Genomic DNA, 17,970 nt, shown 5'->3' on the forward strand with positions numbered 1-17,970 from the left:
GCTTTCGCCTTACCCGGCCTACGAAAAATTGCAATATCAAACAGTTACGCAAATATCTGTAGGCCCGCGCAAGCAGCGCCGCCGGGCAATTCCTGAAGATTGCGCCTGGCCAGCACGATGAAGCCCTCTTTACAGAGGGCTTTTATCGCACAATAGCGAAGATTAACGCTTAAAGCGGTCCGGGAAGGTCATTTCGCTGTAGCGAACGAAGCGGGTGCCTTTCGCCAGTTTGTACCCAAACCAGATGACGAGGAACAGCGGAATACCGATGTAGGTCGCCGCCACGCCGCCCCAGTCAATGGTGTCCTTGAGGAACGCTTCGTAGTTCTGTCCGAGGGTGATGATCAGGCACAGCACGAAGGCGAAGATCGGCCCCAGCGGGAAGAACCCGGAACGATACGGCAGATTATTAATATCGTTACCCTGCAGGACGAAGCCACGACGGAAACGATAGTGGCTGATGGCAATCCCCAGCCAGGCGATAAAGCCCGTCATCCCCGAGGTGTTCAGCAGCCACAGGTACACCGTCTGGTTACCGAACATCGAAGTCAGGAAGCACAGCGCCGCGATAACGGTGGTCGCATACAGGGCGTTGCGCGGTACGCCGCCACGCGACAGCTTCGAGAAAATGCGCGGCGCTTTGCCGTCGCAGGCCAGGGTATACAGCATACGCGTAGAAGCGTACATCCCCGAGTTACCCGCCGACAGAACGGCCGTCAGGATAACGGCGTTCATGATCGCCGCCGCCGACAGCAGACCGGCGTGCTGGAAGACCAGCGTGAACGGGCTGACGGAGATATCTTTAACGTCGTTGCGCAGCAGGCTCGGATCGGTATACGGAATGATCAGGCTGATAATCAGGATCGCGAAGACGTAGAACAGCAGGATACGCCAGAAGACCTGGCGCACCGCGCGCGGAATGTTCTTTTCCGGGTTCTCAGACTCACCGGCGGCAATACCGATAAGCTCGGTGCCCTGGAAGGAGAAGCCGACAATCATCGCCACGCCGATCATCGCCGAGAAGCCGCCGGCAAACGGCGCATCCGCGATCCCCCAGTTGCTCCAGCCGGCAGGCTGCGCCCCTTTGAAGATGCCAACAATCATCATCACGCCGACGATGATAAAGATAATGACGGTGGCCACTTTGATCAGCGAGAACCAGTATTCCGCCTCGCCAAATCCGCGCACCGAGATCCAGTTCAGCAGGAACATAATGCCGAGGAACAAGGCGCTCCAGATCCAGCCTGGGGTATCAGGGAACCAGTAGCTCATCACCAGCTGCGAGGCCACGAGGTCAACGGCGATCGTTACCGCCCAGTTGTACCAGTAGTTCCAGCCCAGCGCGAAGCCGAAGCCCTCTTCAACATAATTCTGCCCGTAGGTGGCGAAGGAACCGGACACCGGCATAAACGCCGCCAGTTCGCCCAGGCTGGTCATCAGGAAATAGACCATCAGACCGATCAGAATATAAGACAGCAGCGCCCCGCCGGGACCTGCTTGCGAAATCGTTGCGCCAGAGGCAACAAAAAGACCCGTACCGATGGAACCGCCGATGGCGATCATGGTCAAGTGGCGCGCCTTTAGTTCACGACGTAGCGTGGGCGCTTCTGTGGTTTTAGTTTCCGAAACCATGTGATAATGCTATCCATCCAAAAAATGAGGCGCGATTGTAGCAGACGATCGGGGTTCCATCCGGTACAAATGCAAAGTTATAAGAGAGCTTCATGATCGACCGCAAATTATTAGTAAAGCACTAACCTGCGGAATTGCCAGCAAATTCCCCCCTCTATCAGGCGATAAAGCCGGATCGCTACACCTGGCAATACTGCAGAAAACGTTGTAATGCTTTGGAAATATGCTTCTGCCGGTGGTGGATCCGCCACAGCGTGCGCGTCAGCCGGGGCAGCGGCACTTTCAGCTCCGCCAGCGTGCCGGAGGCCAGCTGTTCGGCAATCACCCGCCGCGATAAGCAGCTGATCCCCAGCCCATGGCGCACCGCGTGTTTGATCGCCTCCGAGTTGCCCAGCTCCATCCCCAGATGAAACGCCGGCAGATGCGACAGCAGAACGTAATCGACAATCTCCCGGGTGCCAGACCCATGCTCGCGCAGGATCCACGGCGCCTCGGCCAGCTGCTGCAGGGTCACCTCCCCCGCCAGCAGCGGCGAGTCAGGCGCGGCAAACACCACCAGCTCATCTTCCAGCCACGGCTCGGCGATAATATCGGCGGCATGGCACGGCCCCTCGATCAGACCGAAATCCACCCGCAGGTCGGCAACGGCGTTGATCACGTCCAGGCTGTTGCCCACGCTCAGCTCAACCGGCAGATCCGGGAAGTCATGGCGATAGCGGGCAATGATCTCCGGCATAATATAGTTGCCGATGGTGCTGCTGGCGTAGACCCGAATCGCCCCGTTGTCGCCGCGAAACAGCTGCTCGATCTCCAGGGCCCGCTCCAGCAACGCCAGGGCGCGCGGATAGAGCAGCCGTCCATGCTCATTGACCACCAGCCGCTTGCCGACGCGGTCGAACAGCTGTACACCAAGCTGCCCTTCCAGATCGGTCAGCGCGGCGCTGACCGCCGATTGCGAAAGCGCCAGCATCTGTGACGCCTGAGTGGTCGACCCACTCTTATGGACTTCGGCGAACACTTCCAGCTGCCGCAGCGTAATATGCATAACCCACCCGTTTAGTAATCCAGTCTGAATAACCTTCCTTACTATGGTGACACAAATCGAGGCGGCTGACGGAAGGAAAATCCCCTTACGTCACAAAATCATCGTCTTGCTGACAAGAGCAGCTCGCTTGCGCGCCTCACTCCCCTGCCCCGTTGTCCCCGGCGAAGCGGCCATTAACCACTTATTACGATTGATTATAAACATATAATCAATTTTATATTTAATCCCGCGCGGCGTAACCTTTAGGCAGACAAAGGAGAAGGTTATGACAGCACTCACTTTACCCACCAAACATCGTTCCCTGTGGCATTTTGTCCCAGGCCTGGCGCTGACCGCCGCCCTGACCGGCGCCGCCCTGTGGGCCGGTAGCTTCCCGGCCATCGCCGGGGCGGGCTTCAGCGCCCTGACCCTCGCTATCCTGTTCGGGATGGTCGTCGGTAACACGGTCTATCCGAAAATCTGGCAGCCCTGCGACGGCGGGGTGATCTTCGCCAAACAGTATCTGCTGCGCCTGGGGATCATCCTCTACGGCTTCCGCCTGACGTTCGCCCAAATTGCCGACGTCGGCGTGAGCGGTATTTTGATTGACGTTCTGACGCTCTCCAGCACCTTTTTCATCGCCTGCTTCCTGGGCCAGAAAGTGTTTGGGCTCGATAAGCACACCAGCTGGCTGATCGGCGCCGGCAGCAGCATCTGCGGCGCGGCGGCAGTGCTTGCCAGCGAGCCGGTGGTCAAAGCCGAAGCCAGTAAAGTGACCGTCGCCGTCGCCACGGTGGTGATCTTCGGTACCATCGCCATCTTCCTCTACCCGGCGATGTACCCGCTGCTGGCGCACTGGTTTACCCCGGAGACCTACGGGATCTATATGGGTTCCACCATGCATGAAGTGGCGCAGGTCGTCGCCGCCGGCCATGCGGTCAGCCCGGATGCGGAGAACGCCGCGGTTATCGCTAAAATGCTGCGCGTGATGATGCTGGCCCCGTTCCTGCTGTTCCTGGCGGCGCGTGTTAAACAACTGACCCCGGCAGGTAACGGCGAGAAAAGCAAAATCACCATTCCGTGGTTTGCCATTATGTTCATCCTGGTGGCGGTGTTTAACTCCTTCCATCTGCTGCCGAAAGCGGTTGTGGAGATGCTGGTGACGCTGGATACCGTCCTGCTGGCGATGGCGATGGCCGCTCTTGGGGTGACCACTCACGTCAGCGCCCTGAAAAAAGCCGGGGCGAAACCGCTGCTGATGGCGCTGATGCTGTTCGTCTGGTTGATTGTCGGCGGCGGGGCCATTAACGTCGCCATCCACAGCCTGATGGCATAAAGCACTACATCTTTCTCCAGTTAAGCCGCTATCATTACCCACCCCCCAGCGGCTTTAACTGGAGTTTTTTTATGAAATACGTAGGAGCGCACGTGAGCGCCTCAGGTGGACTGGCCAATGCCGCCATTCGCGCCGCCGAAATCGAAGCAACCGCCTTCGCCCTCTTCACCAAAAATCAGCGCCAGTGGCGCGCCGCGCCGCTCAGCGACCAGACCATCGCCGAATTCAAAGCCGCCTGTGAAAAGTATCACTTTGGCCCCGGACAGATCCTGCCGCACGACAGCTACCTGATTAACCTCGGCCACCCGGTGGAAGAGGCGCTGGAAAAATCCCGTGACGCCTTCATCGATGAGATGACCCGCTGTCAGCAGCTGGGGCTGACGCTGCTCAACTTCCACCCCGGCAGCCATCTGCAGCAGATCCCGGAGGAAGAGTGTCTGGCGCGCATCGCCGAATCGATCAATATCGCGCTGGCGAAGACCGAAGGCGTCACCGCGGTTATCGAAAATACCGCCGGCCAGGGCAGCAACCTGGGCTTTAAGTTCGAGCACCTCGCGGCCATCATCGACGGCGTGGAAGATAAAACCCGCGTCGGCGTCTGCATCGATACCTGCCACGCGTTCGCCGCCGGCTATGACCTGCGCAGCGCCGAAGCCTGCGAGAAGACCTTTGCCGACTTCGACCGTATCGTCGGCTTTCAGTATCTGCGCGGCATGCATCTCAACGATGCCAAGAGCGCCTTCGGCAGCCGGGTTGACCGTCACCATAGCCTGGGGGAGGGCAACATCGGCCACGATTGCTTCAGCTGGATCATGCAGGACAACCGCTTCGACGGCATTCCGCTGATTCTGGAAACCATCAACCCGGATATCTGGGCGGAAGAGATTGCCTGGCTGCGGGCGCAGCAGATCGCCGAAGTGGCGTAAATAGAGACATAAAAAAAGGGCCGAACAGTCGGCCCTTTTTTATTGCGCAGAGATTATGCCGCTTTTTCGACTTCCGCTACCTGCGCTTCCGGGCGTTTCAGCACCGCGTAGGAGAGGCCCGCCACCAGCGTCCCGGCAACAATCGCCAGCAGGTAGCCCAGCACTGGCGTAATCGCCCCCGGGATCAGCAGAACAAACAGCCCGCCGTGCGGCGCCATCAGTTTCGCGCCAATCGCCATCGAGATAGCGCCGGTTACCGCGCCGCCGACGATACAGCAAGGCAGCACGCGCATCGGGTCACGGGCGGCAAAAGGAATCGCCCCTTCAGAGATAAAGCACAGGCCGAGAACCAGCGCGGCTTTACCCCCTTCCCGCTGCCCTTTGTCGAACTTATTGCGGGCAACCAGCGTCGCGATACCCATCGCCAGCGGAGGCACCATACCGGCCGCCATGATCGCCGCCATCGGCGCGTAGGTCTGGGTACTCAGCAGGCCAACGCCGAAGGCATAGGCCGCTTTGTTCACCGGGCCGCCCATGTCGGTACACATCATCGCGCCGAGGATCGCGCCCAGCAGAACCGCGTTGGCGGTGCCCATGGTTTGCAGCCAGTGGGTCAGCCAGGCGAGGATACCGGCGACCGGTTTACCAATCAGGTAGATCATCGCCAGGCCCACGATCAGGCTGGAGACCAGCGGAATGATCAGGATCGGCTTCAGCGCTTCCATACTCTGCGGCAGTTTCAGCTTAGTGCTGATGGCTTTCGCCACGTAACCGGCAAGGAAACCGGCAATGATCCCGCCGATAAAGCCGGAGCCGCCGCTGACCGCCAGCATACCGCCGATAAGACCCGGGGTCAGACCCGGACGGTCGGCAATAGAGAAGGCGATAAAGCCCGCCAGCACCGGCACCATCAGCGCGAAGGCCGAGCCGCCGCCGATTTGCATCAGCGCCGCCGCGAGGGTGTCTTTCACTTCAAACGCTTTGATCCCGAAGGCAAAGGAGAGCGCGATACACAGGCCGCCCGCCACCACCATCGGCAGCATGTAGGAGACGCCGGTCAGCAGGTGGCGGTAGGCGCCCGCCGACTCTTTTTTACCTTCGCCAGCAGCCTGAGGTTTACCGGAAGGCTGGTACGGTTTGGCTTCAGCCACCGCTTTGTCCAGCTCCTGGGCGGTTTTCTTCAGCGCCAGACCGGTGGTGGTGCGATACATCGGCTTGCCAGCGAATTTCGCCAGGTCGACTTCGATATCGGCGGCGACGATCACCAGATCCGCCTCGGCCACCTCTTCCGGGGTGATAGCATTGCCCGCGCCGACGGAGCCGCGGGTTTCCACTTTCACCCACCAGCCGCGTTTTTTCGCTTCGGTTTCAATGGCTTCAGCCGCCATAAAGGTATGGGCAACGCCGGTCGGACAGGCAGTGACCGCGACAATACGTTTCGGTCCGCCGGTGGCCGCCGGGACTGCCGCGGCGGCAGGCGCCGCGTACGGCGTCGCGTGGCCTTTGGCTTCGCTGAGGAACAGCTCCGGGTGCGCCACGGCGCGATTAATATCGCCGAGGTAGACCTGTTTGCCGTTCAGCGCGCTGTCAGTGGGCAGCGCCGACCCGAGAACAATCACCAGTTCGGCGTCGTTCGGATTATCAGTCAGTTCAAGGTGCGCTTTTGGCGCTGCGGCACCCAGCAGGGTTTTCGCCATATAGGTGCGCGCCTGTCCGAGTCCGGCATCAATAATCAGCAGCGTTTTCATTATGCCTCTCCTGCTGTCAATTAAAGGGTTGTAAGTCGACGCGCGCCATCATCGCGGCCAACTGGGTACGGTCGGTGATCCCGACGTTGCTCTGGCTGACTGCCAGGGCAGCGACGGCGGTCGCCAGGCGCAGGGTATGCTCGCTGGATTCACGCATCAGCAGGCCGTAAATCAGGCCGCCGACCATCGAATCGCCGGCGCCAACGGTGCTGACCACTTCGACTGAAGGCGGTTTGGCAATCCACTCGCCGGAGGCGTTCACCCACAGCGCGCCCTCTTCGCCCAGGGAAATCACCACGTGGGCGATCCCCTGCTCGCGCAGCGCATGGGCGGCGTCGATAACGTCTTTCATCTCCGGCAGCTTACGGCCAGCCCAGATCTCCAGCTCGCGACGGTTCGGTTTCACCAGCCACGGCGCCGCTTTCAGTCCGGCAACCAGCGCTTCGCGGCTGCTGTCGAAAATGATGCACGGGCACTGGCTGCGCAGACGGGTCATCCAGTCGGTAAAGGCCTCCGGGCTGACGCCGGACGGCAGGCTGCCGCTGACGCAGACCATATCGAACTGCCCCAGCCAGCTCAGGGAGTCGTTGACGAAGCGTTCCCAGTCGCCTGGGGTGACTTCAAAGCCGGAGAAGTTGAAATCGGTCACTTCGCCATCTTTTTCCGTCAGCTTAACGTTGATGCGGGTCCGCCCCTGCACCACCTGGAAACGGTTGGCGATCCCCAGCTCGCTGAACAGCTGCTGAAAGCCATCCTGGTTGTCTTTCCCCAGGAAGCCGCCGACGGTGACGTCAATACCAAGATCTTTCAGCACTTTCGCCACGTTAATGCCTTTCCCGGCGGCGTGCAGGCCGGTGGTACGCACCAGGTTCACTTCACCGCGCTCGATCTCCGGGGTGAAGCCCACCAGATCGTACGCCGGGTTTAAAGTAATGGTTGCTACACGTCTACTCATTTATGCGCCCTCCCCAAGGCCTGCGGCGATCGCTTCGCCAATCGCATCCAGCGCTTGTTGCGCATCCTCACCCTGCGCGGTAAAGCGCAGACGGTGACCTTTTTTCACACCCAGCGCCACGACCTTCATCAGGCTGCGGCCGTTGGCCGGCTTGCCGGAACCGTCGAGGTTAGTGACGGTGACGTCGCTGGAAAATTGTTTAATGGTGTTGACCAGCATGGTGCCCGGACGGGCATGCAGGCCGTGCTCATTGCGCACCACGAATTCGGCGCTCAGCACATCTTCGGCAATCGCGTCGTCGCTGGTCAGCAGCGCCAGCACGGTGGCGGCGTCGGCTTTCAGCAGATGGTCAGCTTTCTTGTCCAGCAGCAGCTTGCTCAGGCGGTTCAGCACCGCGGTTGGCTGATCGTCGGTCATCGCCACCGTGACCAGCAGGGAAACCGGCTGGTCGTCGCGGGTGAAGGCGGTGGCGGCGCGGCTGACCGCCACGGCGCTGCGCAGATTGCCTTCGGCGCTGTCGTTCAGCCAGATGCCCTGACCGAGGTTCAGCGGCGTATCGTTAATGACGTGGCTAACGAAGGCGGAATCCACAGCGCCTGCTTCTTTCAGACGCGCGGCGTTCAGCGCCTGCAGGGTCAGCAGATCGCTGGCCGCGACGTCGAGACTGAGGGTCTCGTTGTCCAGCTTCAGCGCTTCGCTCTGCTTCTCCCCCATCAGCAGCGCCCGCAGCTCTTCCGCGGTGGTGGCGGACTGCAGCTGGGCGGCGACCGCGTCATCGCTCAGCACATGGGTCAGCTGACGCAGCAGGCCGAGGTGTTCATCTGAGCTGGCGGCAATCCCGATCGCCACATAGGCGGTCTGCCCTTCGCCCCAGGTGACGCCCTGCGGGAACTGAAACACCTGAACGCCGGTCTTCAGCACCTGGTCACGCGTATCCGTCGTGCCGTGCGGGATCGCGATCCCGTTGCCGAGGAAGGTCGAGGTCTGCTGCTCGCGCGCCAGCATGCCGTTCACGTAGCCATCGGCCACGTTGCCGGCGCTGACCAGCGCAGCGGCGACCTGCCGGATGGCCTCTTCTTTATTACCGGCCTGCTGGCCGGGATGAATATCCTGCACAGATAACTGGAACATGGTTCTCCTCTCCTGCTGAATTGAATCGTTTCAGCTAACTTGAGAAAAAAGGCGCCATCTGACGGTGAACGATATGCCGAATGACGCTGAAACGTTTCAAGAATTCTGTACCTTTCTTGCTCAACGCGCAAGGTACGTCAGCGACTTGATTGCAGAACTTAGAGGTACTGCACACTTTTGCTGAAGCCCTGGCGCCTGGCCGCGGTAAACGTCAGCTTTTTGCTGAACCCTCTATTTTGAAACGCCTTTTTAATTATTCGTGCCATACTACTGTTTATTTTCAGCCAGCAGGCGTAAACTCCGCGCCGTCTCCTGAAACTACAGAAAACCAAACACATGGAAAACCGAAGCGCCGCCCTCCCCCGACGCGGGTTCGATGTCACCTCTTCCGCCTTCCTGATCGTCGCCTTTCTGACGGGCATTGCCGGGGCGTTGCAGACGCCGACCCTGAGCCTGTTTCTGACCAATGAAGTGCATGTCCGCCCGGCGATGGTGGGTTTCTTTTTTACCGGCAGCGCCGTCATCGGCATTCTGGTCAGCCAGTTCCTCGCCGGACGTTCTGACCGTCAGGGCGATCGCAAGCAGCTGATTGTCGTCTGCTGCCTGCTGGGGGTGCTGGCCTGCGTGCTGTTTGCCTGGAACCGGAACTATTTCATTTTGCTGTTCATCGGCGTATTCCTTAGCAGCTTTGGTTCGACCGCCAACCCGCAGATGTTCGCCCTCGCGCGCGAGCATGCCGACAAAACCGGCCGCGAAGCGGTGATGTTCAGCTCCATTTTGCGCGCCCAGGTCTCCCTGGCCTGGGTGATTGGTCCCCCGCTGGCCTATGCGCTGGCGATGGGGTTTGGCTTTACCGCGATGTACCTCAGCGCCGCGGCGGCGTTTATCGTCTGCGGGATCATGGTCTGGCTGTTCTTGCCCAGCATGCGCAAAGCGAAGGCAGTGGCGACTGGCCGGCTGGAAGCCCCGCGCACGCACCGCCGCGATGCGCTGCTGCTGTTCAGCATCTGCACGCTGATGTGGGGCACCAACAGCCTGTACATCATTAATATGCCGCTGTTTATCATTAACGAGCTGCATCTGCCGGAGAAGCTGGCCGGCCTGATGATGGGGACCGCCGCCGGGCTGGAAATTCCCACCATGCTGATTGCCGGTTACTACGCCCGGCGCTTCGGTAAACGCTTTCTGATGCGCCTTTCCGCGGTGGCTGGGGTGCTGTTTTATGTGGGCATGCTGACGGTGCATACGCCGGCGCTGCTGCTGGCGATGCAGGTGCTGAACGCCATCTATATCGGGATCCTCGCCGGGATTGGCATGCTTTATTTCCAGGATTTGATGCCCGGGCAGGCGGGCGCGGCCACCACCCTCTACACCAATACCACCCGCGTCGGCTGGATCATCGCCGGCTCACTGGCGGGCGTGGTGGCAGAGATCTGGAGCTATCATGCGGTGTTCTGGATAGCGCTGTTTATGGGGATCGCCACGCAGGCCTGCCTGTGGCGGATCAGAGACGTATAGATAAGGTTGCCCGGCCGGAGCCGGGAAGTGCGGATTAGTGATCCAGATAGAGATAATGCAGCCAGCTGGTCATGCGCAGCAGAACCTTGCGCATAATCGACACATGGGCAAAATAATCGGTATATACCGCCGCCTGGGCGCTGACCCCGTCCGGTAAATGTTCCACTTCCGGATGGGGATCGAGGTCGATCAGCACGTAAATGCCCTCTTTCCCCGCCCCGGCGTTCAGCCCCTGCAGCGCGCCGCTGGCCTGATAGCTGCCGTCCGGGACGGTCGGCAACACGCGCGATACCTTACCGCTGTAGACGCTGCCCGGCAGACCGTTAAACACCACCTCCGCGCTGTCCCCGGCCGTCAGACGCAGGACCGAGTTCTGACGGAATACCGCCACCACCTGGCGCTTTTGCTGGGGAATAAACACCAGCACCGGCTTGAAGGGCAGACGCACCGCGGTCATCCCCGGCCGCGCCAGAAGCTGGGTGACGTAGCCGTCGCTCGGCGCGCGAACCACGGTTTGCGCCAGATTATACTCCGCCTCAAGGATCTGCGATTTCAGGCTGGCAATATTGGCATCCAGCCCGTGGTAGCGGCCGGACACCTGCTCTCTGGCGTTTTGTAATTGCGCTTTCGCCGCCTGCAGGACCGCCGCCTGGATCTGCACCTGCTGCCTGGCGTGAGTCACATCCTGTTCCGAAAAAGGATTCACCGGCATGGCCGCCCCCTGAGCATAGCGCTGGTTGTCACGGGTGACCCGGTCGTACTCCGCCTGCGCCTGCTGTACTCTGGCACGGGCATCGTCAATGGTCGCCTGCTTCGCCCGCAGCGTGGCCTCTTCGGCCGCCAGATCGGCTTTCAGCTTGTTCAGCCGCGCGCGGTAGCGGGTATCGTCGATGCGGAACAGCAGTTCGCCCTTCTTCATTAACACATTGGTTTTACTGGTGACCTCCACCACCTCGCCTGATACCTGGGGCACCATCGGAATGGAGACGACAATTTTTTGCGCTCGCATCGTATAGGGGTGGTTATAGTTCATCGTTAATATTAACGCGCCAACGACCACTATTCCGCCTAATATCGCTGTCGGGATTGTCCATTTATTTACTGGAATGCGAAATATCTTAAACACGCCCCAGGCAATGGCGACATAGCAAAGGATAATTAACAGATCCATATTATTTCTCGCTATTCTCCGCCGACGCCTGCTGGCTGTTTTTTAACGCCGCTTCAAGTAACGCAATGCGTTTTTCCAGCTCCGCTCGCTGCTGATGTCCCTCGGACTGCGAAGCCATCCCCCAGCCACGATCGGGCCGGTACAGCGTGGCCCAGATCCACAGGAAAGGCCAGATAGCATGCAGGGTAAACAGGCTTATCCAGCCCGCCACATGAATCGCGTCCTGATGGGGGTGCTGGCGTTTTTGCGCGATGTGATAGGGAATATCGTGGATAATAATAACTCCATAAAACAGTATGAGAAAAACCAGTATTAATACAAACAAAGCAAAATAATTAAGCAGCATGGTGCATATACACTCAGTAAGCCAGCGGGAAGATCGTTATTTTTAATGACATCGAGAACCACAAAAGAAGCAATAAAACGCACAGGTTTCCTTAAATAACCGACTGTTCACGGCAAAGGCCATCATACGTTCAGCAGATCAATAAATCACATGGCAATTCCGCCAAACTGGTATATCATTTTTGATATACCATCAATATCAGGCAGCGATAAGATGTTGAAAGACTTTAAAATGGATGAGCTGAGGATCCTCTGCGCCATCGCCGAAACCGCCAGCGTAAGCCGGGCAGCACAGCGCCTGAATATGCCCCAGTCTAACGTCTCACGGACGCTGACCAGCGTGGAGCGGAAAGTCGGCCTGGCCATTTTTCTGCGCACCGCCAGGGAACTGGTGCGTACCGAGTTCGGCGAGCAGTTTATTCACGCCAGCAGCGCCGTTCTTGAGCAGCATGAGCAGCTTATCAACCTCGCCGACCGTTATAAAAACACGCTGCAGGGCGTCGTCACCCTTGGGGCGCCCATCGGCATCCACCAGTTTCTCGGGCGCTATATTCTGCCGGCGCTAAGAAAAACGCTGCCGGAGCTGCAGATCAATCTGGTCACCCGCAACGCCAGCGAGCGGGAACAGAAATACGGCGCCATTTTCAATAGCGACTGCGATCTGCTGATAAGCCCCTTTAAGCCACAGAATGAAAACCTTATCGCCCGCCCCTTCACCCGCTTTCGCACCGGCGTCTTCGCCTCCCCGGATTACCTGGCGCAACACCCTATCGCCGAGCCGGAGGCGCTGGTGGATCATGAGTGCATCACCCTGCGCATGCTGGGCGGCAGCGACAATATCTGGACCTTCAAAAGCAAAAACGGCAAACCGCTCAATCTCACGGTAAAGGGGGGATTCGTGTGCGATAACACGCTGCCGGCGGTGGAGCTGGCGAAGCTGGGGATGGGGATCGTTTATGCGCCCTACTATTCACTCGCCACCGAGCTGGCGGCAGGACAGCTGGTTCCCTGTCTGAAGAAGGAGCGCTGTATCGATCTGCAGGCCTGGCTTATCTACCAGCGACGGGACATTCTTCCGCTACGCGTCCAGGCGCTGCTGGACGGCCTCAGCGTCCATATCAAAAACCTGTCTCATTTGCTGCTTTAAGCTCAGGGCGCGGTGGCCAGCTCAAGCTCCAGCAGCCAGGTGATGGCGTCATCACGATGAGTGAAGCACATCTCCGGCGAGGGCTGCAGGCTGGCGCACACCTTCGGACGCAGTGGGGAGCCGAAAATCAGGCACAGATTGTGCTCGGAGAGCTGAATACAGCGGGTATTGGCCGGCTTGCCCTGCGGCATGCCGGGGATCGGCGAGGATATAGAGGGGGCGATGCAACATGCGCCACAATCAGTACGACATTCCACAACCCAGCTCCCAAACGCTCATTTTGCGCCACAGCCTAAACGTTTTGCCAGAAGATAGCAAAACTCGCGAATTCCACTTGCCTGAACGCCCGGGCGCGAGTAGTTTTACGCGATATTTTTGACTCGTTAAGTGACAGGATTACTGCAATGCCAAGAGCGAATGAAATTAAAAAAGGTATGGTGCTGAATTACAACGGCAAGCTGCTGATTGTGAAAAATATCGATATTCAGTCACCCAGCGCCCGCGGTGCTGCGACACTGTATAAAATGCGCTTCTCCGATGTGCGTACCGGCCTGAAAGTAGAAGAGCGCTTCAAAGGCGACGATATCGTCGATACCGTGACCCTGACCCGCCGTTTCGTTGACTTCTCCTATGTCGATGGCAACGAATACGTGTTCATGGATAAAGAAGACTACACCCCTTACACCTTCACGAAAGAGCAGATCGAAGAAGAGCTGCAGTTTATTCCGGAAGGCGGCATGCCGGATATGCAGGTGTTGACCTGGGACGGCCAGCTGCTGGCGCTTGAGCTGCCGCAGACCGTGGACCTGGAAATTATCGAAACCGCGCCGGGTATTAAAGGGGCATCCGCCAGCTCCCGCACCAAGCCCGCCACCATGAGCACCGGCCTGGTGATTCAGGTGCCGGAATACCTGACCACCGGTGAGAAAATCCGCATTCATATCGAAGAGTGCCGCTATATGGGCCGCGCGGATTAATTTTCCGTGACGAGTTGAGCAGAAAAAAGGACAGCCGCTGGCTGTCCTTTTTGTTATCCCCGTTGCCGCGATTACAGCAGTTCAGGGTATTTGGTCATCTTCAGCGCCAGCTCCACGCCGCGCACTTCCGCCATCCCCTTGAGACGGCCAATCGCCGAATAGCCTGGGTTGGTTTTCTTGCGCAGATCGTCCAGCATCTGATGACCATGATCCGGACGGAACGGGATCGGGCGCAGATCGCCGGCCTGTTTACGCCGCTGCTCTTCACGCAGAATCGCATCCACCACCGCCACCATATTGACGTCGCCGCTAAGGTGCGCCGCCTCGTGGAAGGTTTTCGGGTTCGCCTCGCGGCAGGTGGCGCGCAGATGGGTAAAGTGGATGCGATCGCCAAAGGTCTCCACCATCTTCACCAGATCGTTATCGGCGCGGACGCCATAGGATCCGGTGCACATGGTAAAGCCGTTATTGATGCTGTCCACTGTCTCTTTCAGCCACTGCATATCTTCGATGGTCGACACGATACGCGGCAGGCCAAGGATCGGCCGCGGCGGATCGTCCGGATGCACTGCCAGTCGGATCCCCACCTCTTCGCACACCGGTACGATGGCCCGCAGGAAATAGGCCATATTTTCGCGCAGCTGCGCTTTATCGATGTGGTCATATTCCGCCAGGCGCGCGCGGAACTGGTCGAGGGTGTAGCCCTCTTCCGCCCCCGGCAGGCCGGCGATGATATTGCGGGTCAGTTTCTCAATGTCCGCTTCGCTCATCGCCTTGTAATACGCCTCGGCCTGGCGCTGCTCTTCTTCGCTGTAATCCGCTTCCGCCCCCGGGCGTTTGAGGATATGCAGTTCAAAGGCGGCGAAGGCGATCTGATCGAAACGCAGCGCCCGGGAGCCGTCCGGCAGCTCATATTCCAGATCGGTGCGCGTCCAGTCGAGGATCGGCATAAAGTTGTAGCATACGGTATCGATGCCGCAGGCCGCGAGGTTGCGGATGCTCTGCTGATAGTTGGCAATCCAGGTCGCATACTGTCCGCTGTGGGTTTTAATATCCTCGTGCACCGGAATGCTTTCGACCACCGACCAGGTCAGCCCTTTCGCCGCTAACAGCGCCTGACGCTCTTTAATCTCGTCGACCGGCCAGACCTGACCGTTTGCAATATGGTGCAGCGCAGTGACGACCCCGGTCGCCCCCGCCTGTCGTACATCATCAAGCGATACCGGATCGTTCGGCCCATACCACCGCCAGGTTTGCTCCATCGCTATGCCCTCACAAAAGTTGTTATACCAATAATGGCGACAATCATGACGACTACCATACATGTTTCTCGTCAGGCTGCAAACAGTGCCGGCGCATTGATTGATCCAGCTCACAGTCAGCGGATAATTTCGGCTTACCAATTTAATTTCCTGTCATATAACTTTAGACTGGCAATGTTAATAAGCAGTTAAACAGGTGTGTAAAGAATGACAACAATTGCAACCGCTACGCTACCGGAAAACGTGCAACGTCCTCAGTACGATCGCAGCCAGCTCCGCTCGCGTATTGTCCATTTCGGCTTTGGCGCGTTTCATCGCGCGCACCAGGCGCTGCTGACCGATCGCGTGCTGAATAACATCGGCGGCGACTGGGGGATCTGCGAAATCAGTCTGTTCAGCGGCGATACGCTGATGAGCCAGCTTCGCGAACAGGACCACCTGTTTACCGTACTGGAAAAAGGCGCCGACGGTAATCAGCCCATTGTTATCGGCGCGGTGCACGAATGCCTGAACGCCAGGCTCGATTCGCTGGCGGCGATTATCGAGAAATTTTGCGAGCCGCAGGTAGCGATTGTCTCGCTGACCATCACGGAAAAAGGCTATTGCATCGATCCGGCGACCGGCAAGCTGGATCCGACGCATCCGCGTATCGTTCACGATCTGGAAAATCCGACGCTGCCGCAGTCGGCTCCCGGTATTTTAGTTGAAGCGCTGGCCCGCCGCCGGGAACGGGGCCTGCCGCCCTTTACCGTGCTCTCCTGCGATAACATTCCCGACAACGGCCACGTGGTGAAAAATGCCGTCCTCGGCATGGCGGAAAAACGCAGTCCGGCGCTGGCGAGCTGGATCGCCGACAACGTCAGCTTCCCGGGCACCATGGTGGATCGCATTGTTCCCGCCGCCACCGCGGAGTCGCTGGCGGAAATCGCCGCCGTGCTGGGGGTGGAAGATCCCTGCGCCATCAGCTGCGAACCCTTCATTCAGTGGGTGGTCGAAGACCACTTTGTCGCCGGGCGCCCCGCCTGGGAGACGGCGGGCGTGCAGATGACCGACGACGTGCTGCCCTGGGAGCAGATGAAGCTGCGGATGCTCAACGGCAGCCACTCTTTCCTCGCCTGGCTTGGCTATCTGGCAGGTCATGCGCACGTCAGCGACTGCATGCAGGATGAGGTCTTCCGCCGCGCCGCCCGCCAGCTGATGCTTGACGAACAGGCCCCGACGCTGACCATTACCGGCGTCGATCTGGCGGCCTATGCCGACAGCCTGATCGCGCGCTTCAGCAACCCGGCGCTCAAACACCGTACCTGGCAAATCGCCATGGACGGCAGCCAGAAGCTGCCCCAGCGTATGCTCGACGGTATTCGCGTGCATCTTGAGCGCGGCAGCCGCTGGCCGCTGCTGGCCCTCGGCGTAGCCGGCTGGATGCGCTACGTCAGCGGTACGGACGATGCCGGTCAGGCCATCGACGTCCGCGATCCGCTGGTGGACAAGATCCAGCAGCGGGTGGCGCAGAGCGATGAGCAGCAGCGCGTTGACGCCCTGCTGGGTCTGGAGGAAATATTTGGCCGCGACCTGCCGCGCAACGCGCAGTTTGTCGCCGGGATCCGCGCCGCCTGGCAGCAGCTGGCGATGCACGGCGCTCGCGAGGCGGTTGCCCGCGCGCTCAATTCTTAACAATATTTGCGCTTATGCGGACAGAATTTCCTTCTGTCCGCCTCAGGACTTCTCTTTTCCCTCTTTTTTCGTCAGGATAGGCGTAACTGTTACAACATTACATTTATCCTGGAGAAAAGAGTGACCAGAACCAATTTGATCACCGGCTTTCTCGGCAGCGGTAAGACGACCTCGATTCTTCATCTGCTGGCGCAGAAGCCTGCGGATGAAAAATGGGCCGTACTGGTTAACGAGTTTGGCGAAGTCGGGATAGACGGCGCCCTGCTGGCCGACAGCGGCGCCCTGCTCAAGGAGATCCCCGGCGGCTGCATGTGCTGTGTCAATGGCCTGCCGATGCAGGTCGGGCTGAATACCCTGCTGCGCCAGGGGAAACCCGATCGTCTGTTGATTGAGCCCACCGGACTTGGCCATCCAAAGCAGATCCTCGATATCCTCACCGCGGCGGTGTATGAACCCTGGATCGATCTGCGCGCGACCCTGTGCATTCTCGATCCGCGTCAGCTACTGGACGAGAAAGCGGTCAACAACGACAACTTTCGTGACCAGCTGGCGGCGGCGGATATCATCGTGGCCAATAAAAGCGATCGGGAAACGCCCGAAAGCGCTCAGGCGTTTGTCGACTGGTGGCAACGCTGGGGCGGCGATCGCCGCCAGGTGTCGGCGACCCAGGGTAATATCGACCTGGCCCTGCTTGATGAACCGCGGCGCAACACCGCCCCGCTGCCGGCGAGCGCGGAGCACGCCCACCGCCATCCCCCAACAGCCGGTCTCGCCGCCCTTAGTCTGGCGGAACACCAGCGCTGGCGCCGCCACCTTAACAGCGGCCAGGGCTATCAGGCCTGCGGCTGGATCTTCGACGCGGAAACGGTCTTTGACACCATCGCCCTGCTGGAGTGGGCCCGGCTGGCGCCGGTGGCGCGCGTCAAAGGTGTGCTGCGCATTGCCGAAGGGGCGGTGCGGATCAACCGCCAGGGCGAGGATCTGCATATCGAGACCCTTAGCGTCGCCCCGCCCGATAGCCGCATCGAGCTTATCTCCGCCCATGAAGCCGACTGGAACGCGCTCCAGACCTCATTGTTGAGGCTTCGTTTAAGTTAAGGCGGCTAAGGTTGCCGCCGACTGTC

At 59.3% G+C, this 17,970-nt stretch carries 16 protein-coding genes; 7 read left to right on the forward strand and 9 right to left on the reverse strand.

Features of this window, described 5'->3' with window-relative positions; translation table 11 throughout:
* Positions 1-162: 162 nt before the first annotated feature.
* Together K5R89_RS09530 and yieE are read right to left on the reverse strand one after the other, a co-directional pair.
* On the reverse strand, positions 163-1,632 hold the full coding sequence (locus tag K5R89_RS09530; protein WP_023290447.1) for an amino acid permease: 1,470 nt from the start codon (positions 1,630-1,632) through the stop codon (positions 163-165).
* Positions 1,633-1,810: 178 nt separating this feature from the next.
* Positions 1,811-2,677: a DNA-binding transcriptional regulator YeiE gene (yieE, locus tag K5R89_RS09535; RefSeq protein ID WP_004201638.1), complete on the reverse strand. Its 867-nt coding sequence runs from the start codon at positions 2,675-2,677 to the stop codon at positions 1,811-1,813.
* Between the two features lie 265 nt (positions 2,678-2,942).
* Here yieE and K5R89_RS09540 point away from each other — a divergent pair, with 265 nt between their 5' ends.
* Both K5R89_RS09540 and nfo read left to right on the forward strand, forming a co-directional pair.
* Positions 2,943-3,992 (forward strand): YeiH family protein, encoded by a 1,050-nt coding sequence (locus K5R89_RS09540; protein WP_044524219.1) that lies wholly within the window; start codon positions 2,943-2,945, stop codon positions 3,990-3,992.
* Between the two features lie 71 nt (positions 3,993-4,063).
* Positions 4,064-4,918 carry a deoxyribonuclease IV gene (gene nfo / locus K5R89_RS09545; RefSeq protein WP_023290450.1) on the forward strand — a complete coding sequence of 285 codons (855 nt, stop codon included), beginning with the start codon at positions 4,064-4,066 and terminating at the stop codon, positions 4,916-4,918.
* 53 nt (positions 4,919-4,971) lie between these two features.
* Here the strand turns inward: nfo and fruA are convergent, their stop codons facing one another.
* From fruA to fruB, 3 genes are read right to left on the reverse strand one after another with little or no spacing between them, the layout of a single operon-like run.
* A complete protein-coding gene (gene fruA / locus K5R89_RS09550) occupies positions 4,972-6,666 on the reverse strand; it encodes a PTS fructose transporter subunit IIBC (protein ID WP_165457844.1) in 1,695 nt (564 codons plus the stop codon).
* Between the two features lie 16 nt (positions 6,667-6,682).
* Positions 6,683-7,621 carry a 1-phosphofructokinase gene (gene fruK, locus K5R89_RS09555; RefSeq protein ID WP_002912941.1) on the reverse strand — a complete coding sequence of 313 codons (939 nt, stop codon included), beginning with the start codon at positions 7,619-7,621 and terminating at the stop codon, positions 6,683-6,685.
* Positions 7,622-8,752 carry a fused PTS fructose transporter subunit IIA/HPr protein gene (fruB, locus tag K5R89_RS09560; RefSeq protein ID WP_023290452.1) on the reverse strand — a complete coding sequence of 377 codons (1,131 nt, stop codon included), beginning with the start codon at positions 8,750-8,752 and terminating at the stop codon, positions 7,622-7,624.
* A 336-nt stretch (positions 8,753-9,088) separates the two neighbouring features.
* Here fruB and setB point away from each other — a divergent pair, with 336 nt between their 5' ends.
* On the forward strand, positions 9,089-10,270 hold the full coding sequence (setB, locus tag K5R89_RS09565; RefSeq protein ID WP_217259333.1) for a sugar efflux transporter SetB: 1,182 nt from the start codon (positions 9,089-9,091) through the stop codon (positions 10,268-10,270).
* Between the two features lie 34 nt (positions 10,271-10,304).
* Here setB and K5R89_RS09570 read toward each other — a convergent pair whose 3' ends face one another.
* Positions 10,305-11,441, reverse strand: a complete 1,137-nt coding sequence (locus K5R89_RS09570; protein ID WP_049013699.1) for an HlyD family secretion protein — start codon at positions 11,439-11,441, stop codon at positions 10,305-10,307.
* A 1-nt stretch (position 11,442) separates the two neighbouring features.
* Positions 11,443-11,787, reverse strand: a complete 345-nt coding sequence (locus tag K5R89_RS09575; protein ID WP_032453532.1) for a DUF3302 domain-containing protein — start codon at positions 11,785-11,787, stop codon at positions 11,443-11,445.
* A gap of 213 nt (positions 11,788-12,000) precedes the next feature.
* On the opposite strand from K5R89_RS09575, the gene K5R89_RS09580 reads away from it, so the two are divergent.
* Complete coding sequence (locus K5R89_RS09580) at positions 12,001-12,933, forward strand: LysR family transcriptional regulator (protein WP_032453533.1); 933 nt, start codon at positions 12,001-12,003, stop codon at positions 12,931-12,933.
* 2 nt (positions 12,934-12,935) lie between these two features.
* Here K5R89_RS09580 and K5R89_RS09585 read toward each other — a convergent pair whose 3' ends face one another.
* Positions 12,936-13,190, reverse strand: coding sequence for a YkgJ family cysteine cluster protein (locus K5R89_RS09585; RefSeq protein ID WP_023290454.1), 255 nt, complete (start codon positions 13,188-13,190; stop codon positions 12,936-12,938).
* 147 nt (positions 13,191-13,337) lie between these two features.
* On the opposite strand from K5R89_RS09585, the gene yeiP reads away from it, so the two are divergent.
* Positions 13,338-13,910, forward strand: a complete 573-nt coding sequence (gene yeiP, locus K5R89_RS09590) for an elongation factor P-like protein YeiP (protein ID WP_002912951.1) — start codon at positions 13,338-13,340, stop codon at positions 13,908-13,910.
* Positions 13,911-13,981: 71 nt separating this feature from the next.
* Here the strand turns inward: yeiP and uxuA are convergent, their stop codons facing one another.
* On the reverse strand, positions 13,982-15,172 hold the full coding sequence (gene uxuA / locus K5R89_RS09595; protein ID WP_023290455.1) for a mannonate dehydratase: 1,191 nt from the start codon (positions 15,170-15,172) through the stop codon (positions 13,982-13,984).
* Positions 15,173-15,379: 207 nt separating this feature from the next.
* Between uxuA and K5R89_RS09600 the strand changes: the two genes are divergently transcribed.
* A complete protein-coding gene (locus K5R89_RS09600) occupies positions 15,380-16,846 on the forward strand; it encodes a mannitol dehydrogenase family protein (RefSeq protein WP_086075553.1) in 1,467 nt (488 codons plus the stop codon).
* Positions 16,847-16,966: 120 nt separating this feature from the next.
* Entirely contained in the window at positions 16,967-17,944 is a 978-nt protein-coding gene (locus K5R89_RS09605) for a GTP-binding protein (protein WP_023290457.1), read from the forward strand.
* Positions 17,945-17,970 lie beyond the last annotated feature (26 nt).

The sequence above is a fragment of the Klebsiella sp. TF21-TM genome (genome assembly GCF_019753495.1).
GTDB lineage: Bacteria > Pseudomonadota > Gammaproteobacteria > Enterobacterales > Enterobacteriaceae > Klebsiella > Klebsiella quasipneumoniae.

Coding starts and splice junctions, on each gene's coding strand:
- K5R89_RS09575 (WP_032453532.1), bottom strand. CDS start 11,787: ATGCTGCTTAATTATTTTGCTTTGTTTGTATTAATACTGGTTTTTCTC.
- uxuA (WP_023290455.1), bottom strand. CDS start 15,172: ATGGAGCAAACCTGGCGGTGGTATGGGCCGAACGATCCGGTATCGCTT.
- K5R89_RS09570 (WP_049013699.1), bottom strand. CDS start 11,441: ATGGATCTGTTAATTATCCTTTGCTATGTCGCCATTGCCTGGGGCGTG.
- K5R89_RS09580 (WP_032453533.1), top strand. CDS start 12,001: ATGTTGAAAGACTTTAAAATGGATGAGCTGAGGATCCTCTGCGCCATC.
- K5R89_RS09540 (WP_044524219.1), top strand. CDS start 2,943: ATGACAGCACTCACTTTACCCACCAAACATCGTTCCCTGTGGCATTTT.
- yeiP (WP_002912951.1), top strand. CDS start 13,338: ATGCCAAGAGCGAATGAAATTAAAAAAGGTATGGTGCTGAATTACAAC.
- yieE (WP_004201638.1), bottom strand. CDS start 2,677: ATGCATATTACGCTGCGGCAGCTGGAAGTGTTCGCCGAAGTCCATAAG.
- fruB (WP_023290452.1), bottom strand. CDS start 8,752: ATGTTCCAGTTATCTGTGCAGGATATTCATCCCGGCCAGCAGGCCGGT.
- fruK (WP_002912941.1), bottom strand. CDS start 7,621: ATGAGTAGACGTGTAGCAACCATTACTTTAAACCCGGCGTACGATCTG.
- K5R89_RS09530 (WP_023290447.1), bottom strand. CDS start 1,632: ATGGTTTCGGAAACTAAAACCACAGAAGCGCCCACGCTACGTCGTGAA.
- nfo (WP_023290450.1), top strand. CDS start 4,064: ATGAAATACGTAGGAGCGCACGTGAGCGCCTCAGGTGGACTGGCCAAT.
- fruA (WP_165457844.1), bottom strand. CDS start 6,666: ATGAAAACGCTGCTGATTATTGATGCCGGACTCGGACAGGCGCGCACC.
- setB (WP_217259333.1), top strand. CDS start 9,089: ATGGAAAACCGAAGCGCCGCCCTCCCCCGACGCGGGTTCGATGTCACC.
- K5R89_RS09600 (WP_086075553.1), top strand. CDS start 15,380: ATGACAACAATTGCAACCGCTACGCTACCGGAAAACGTGCAACGTCCT.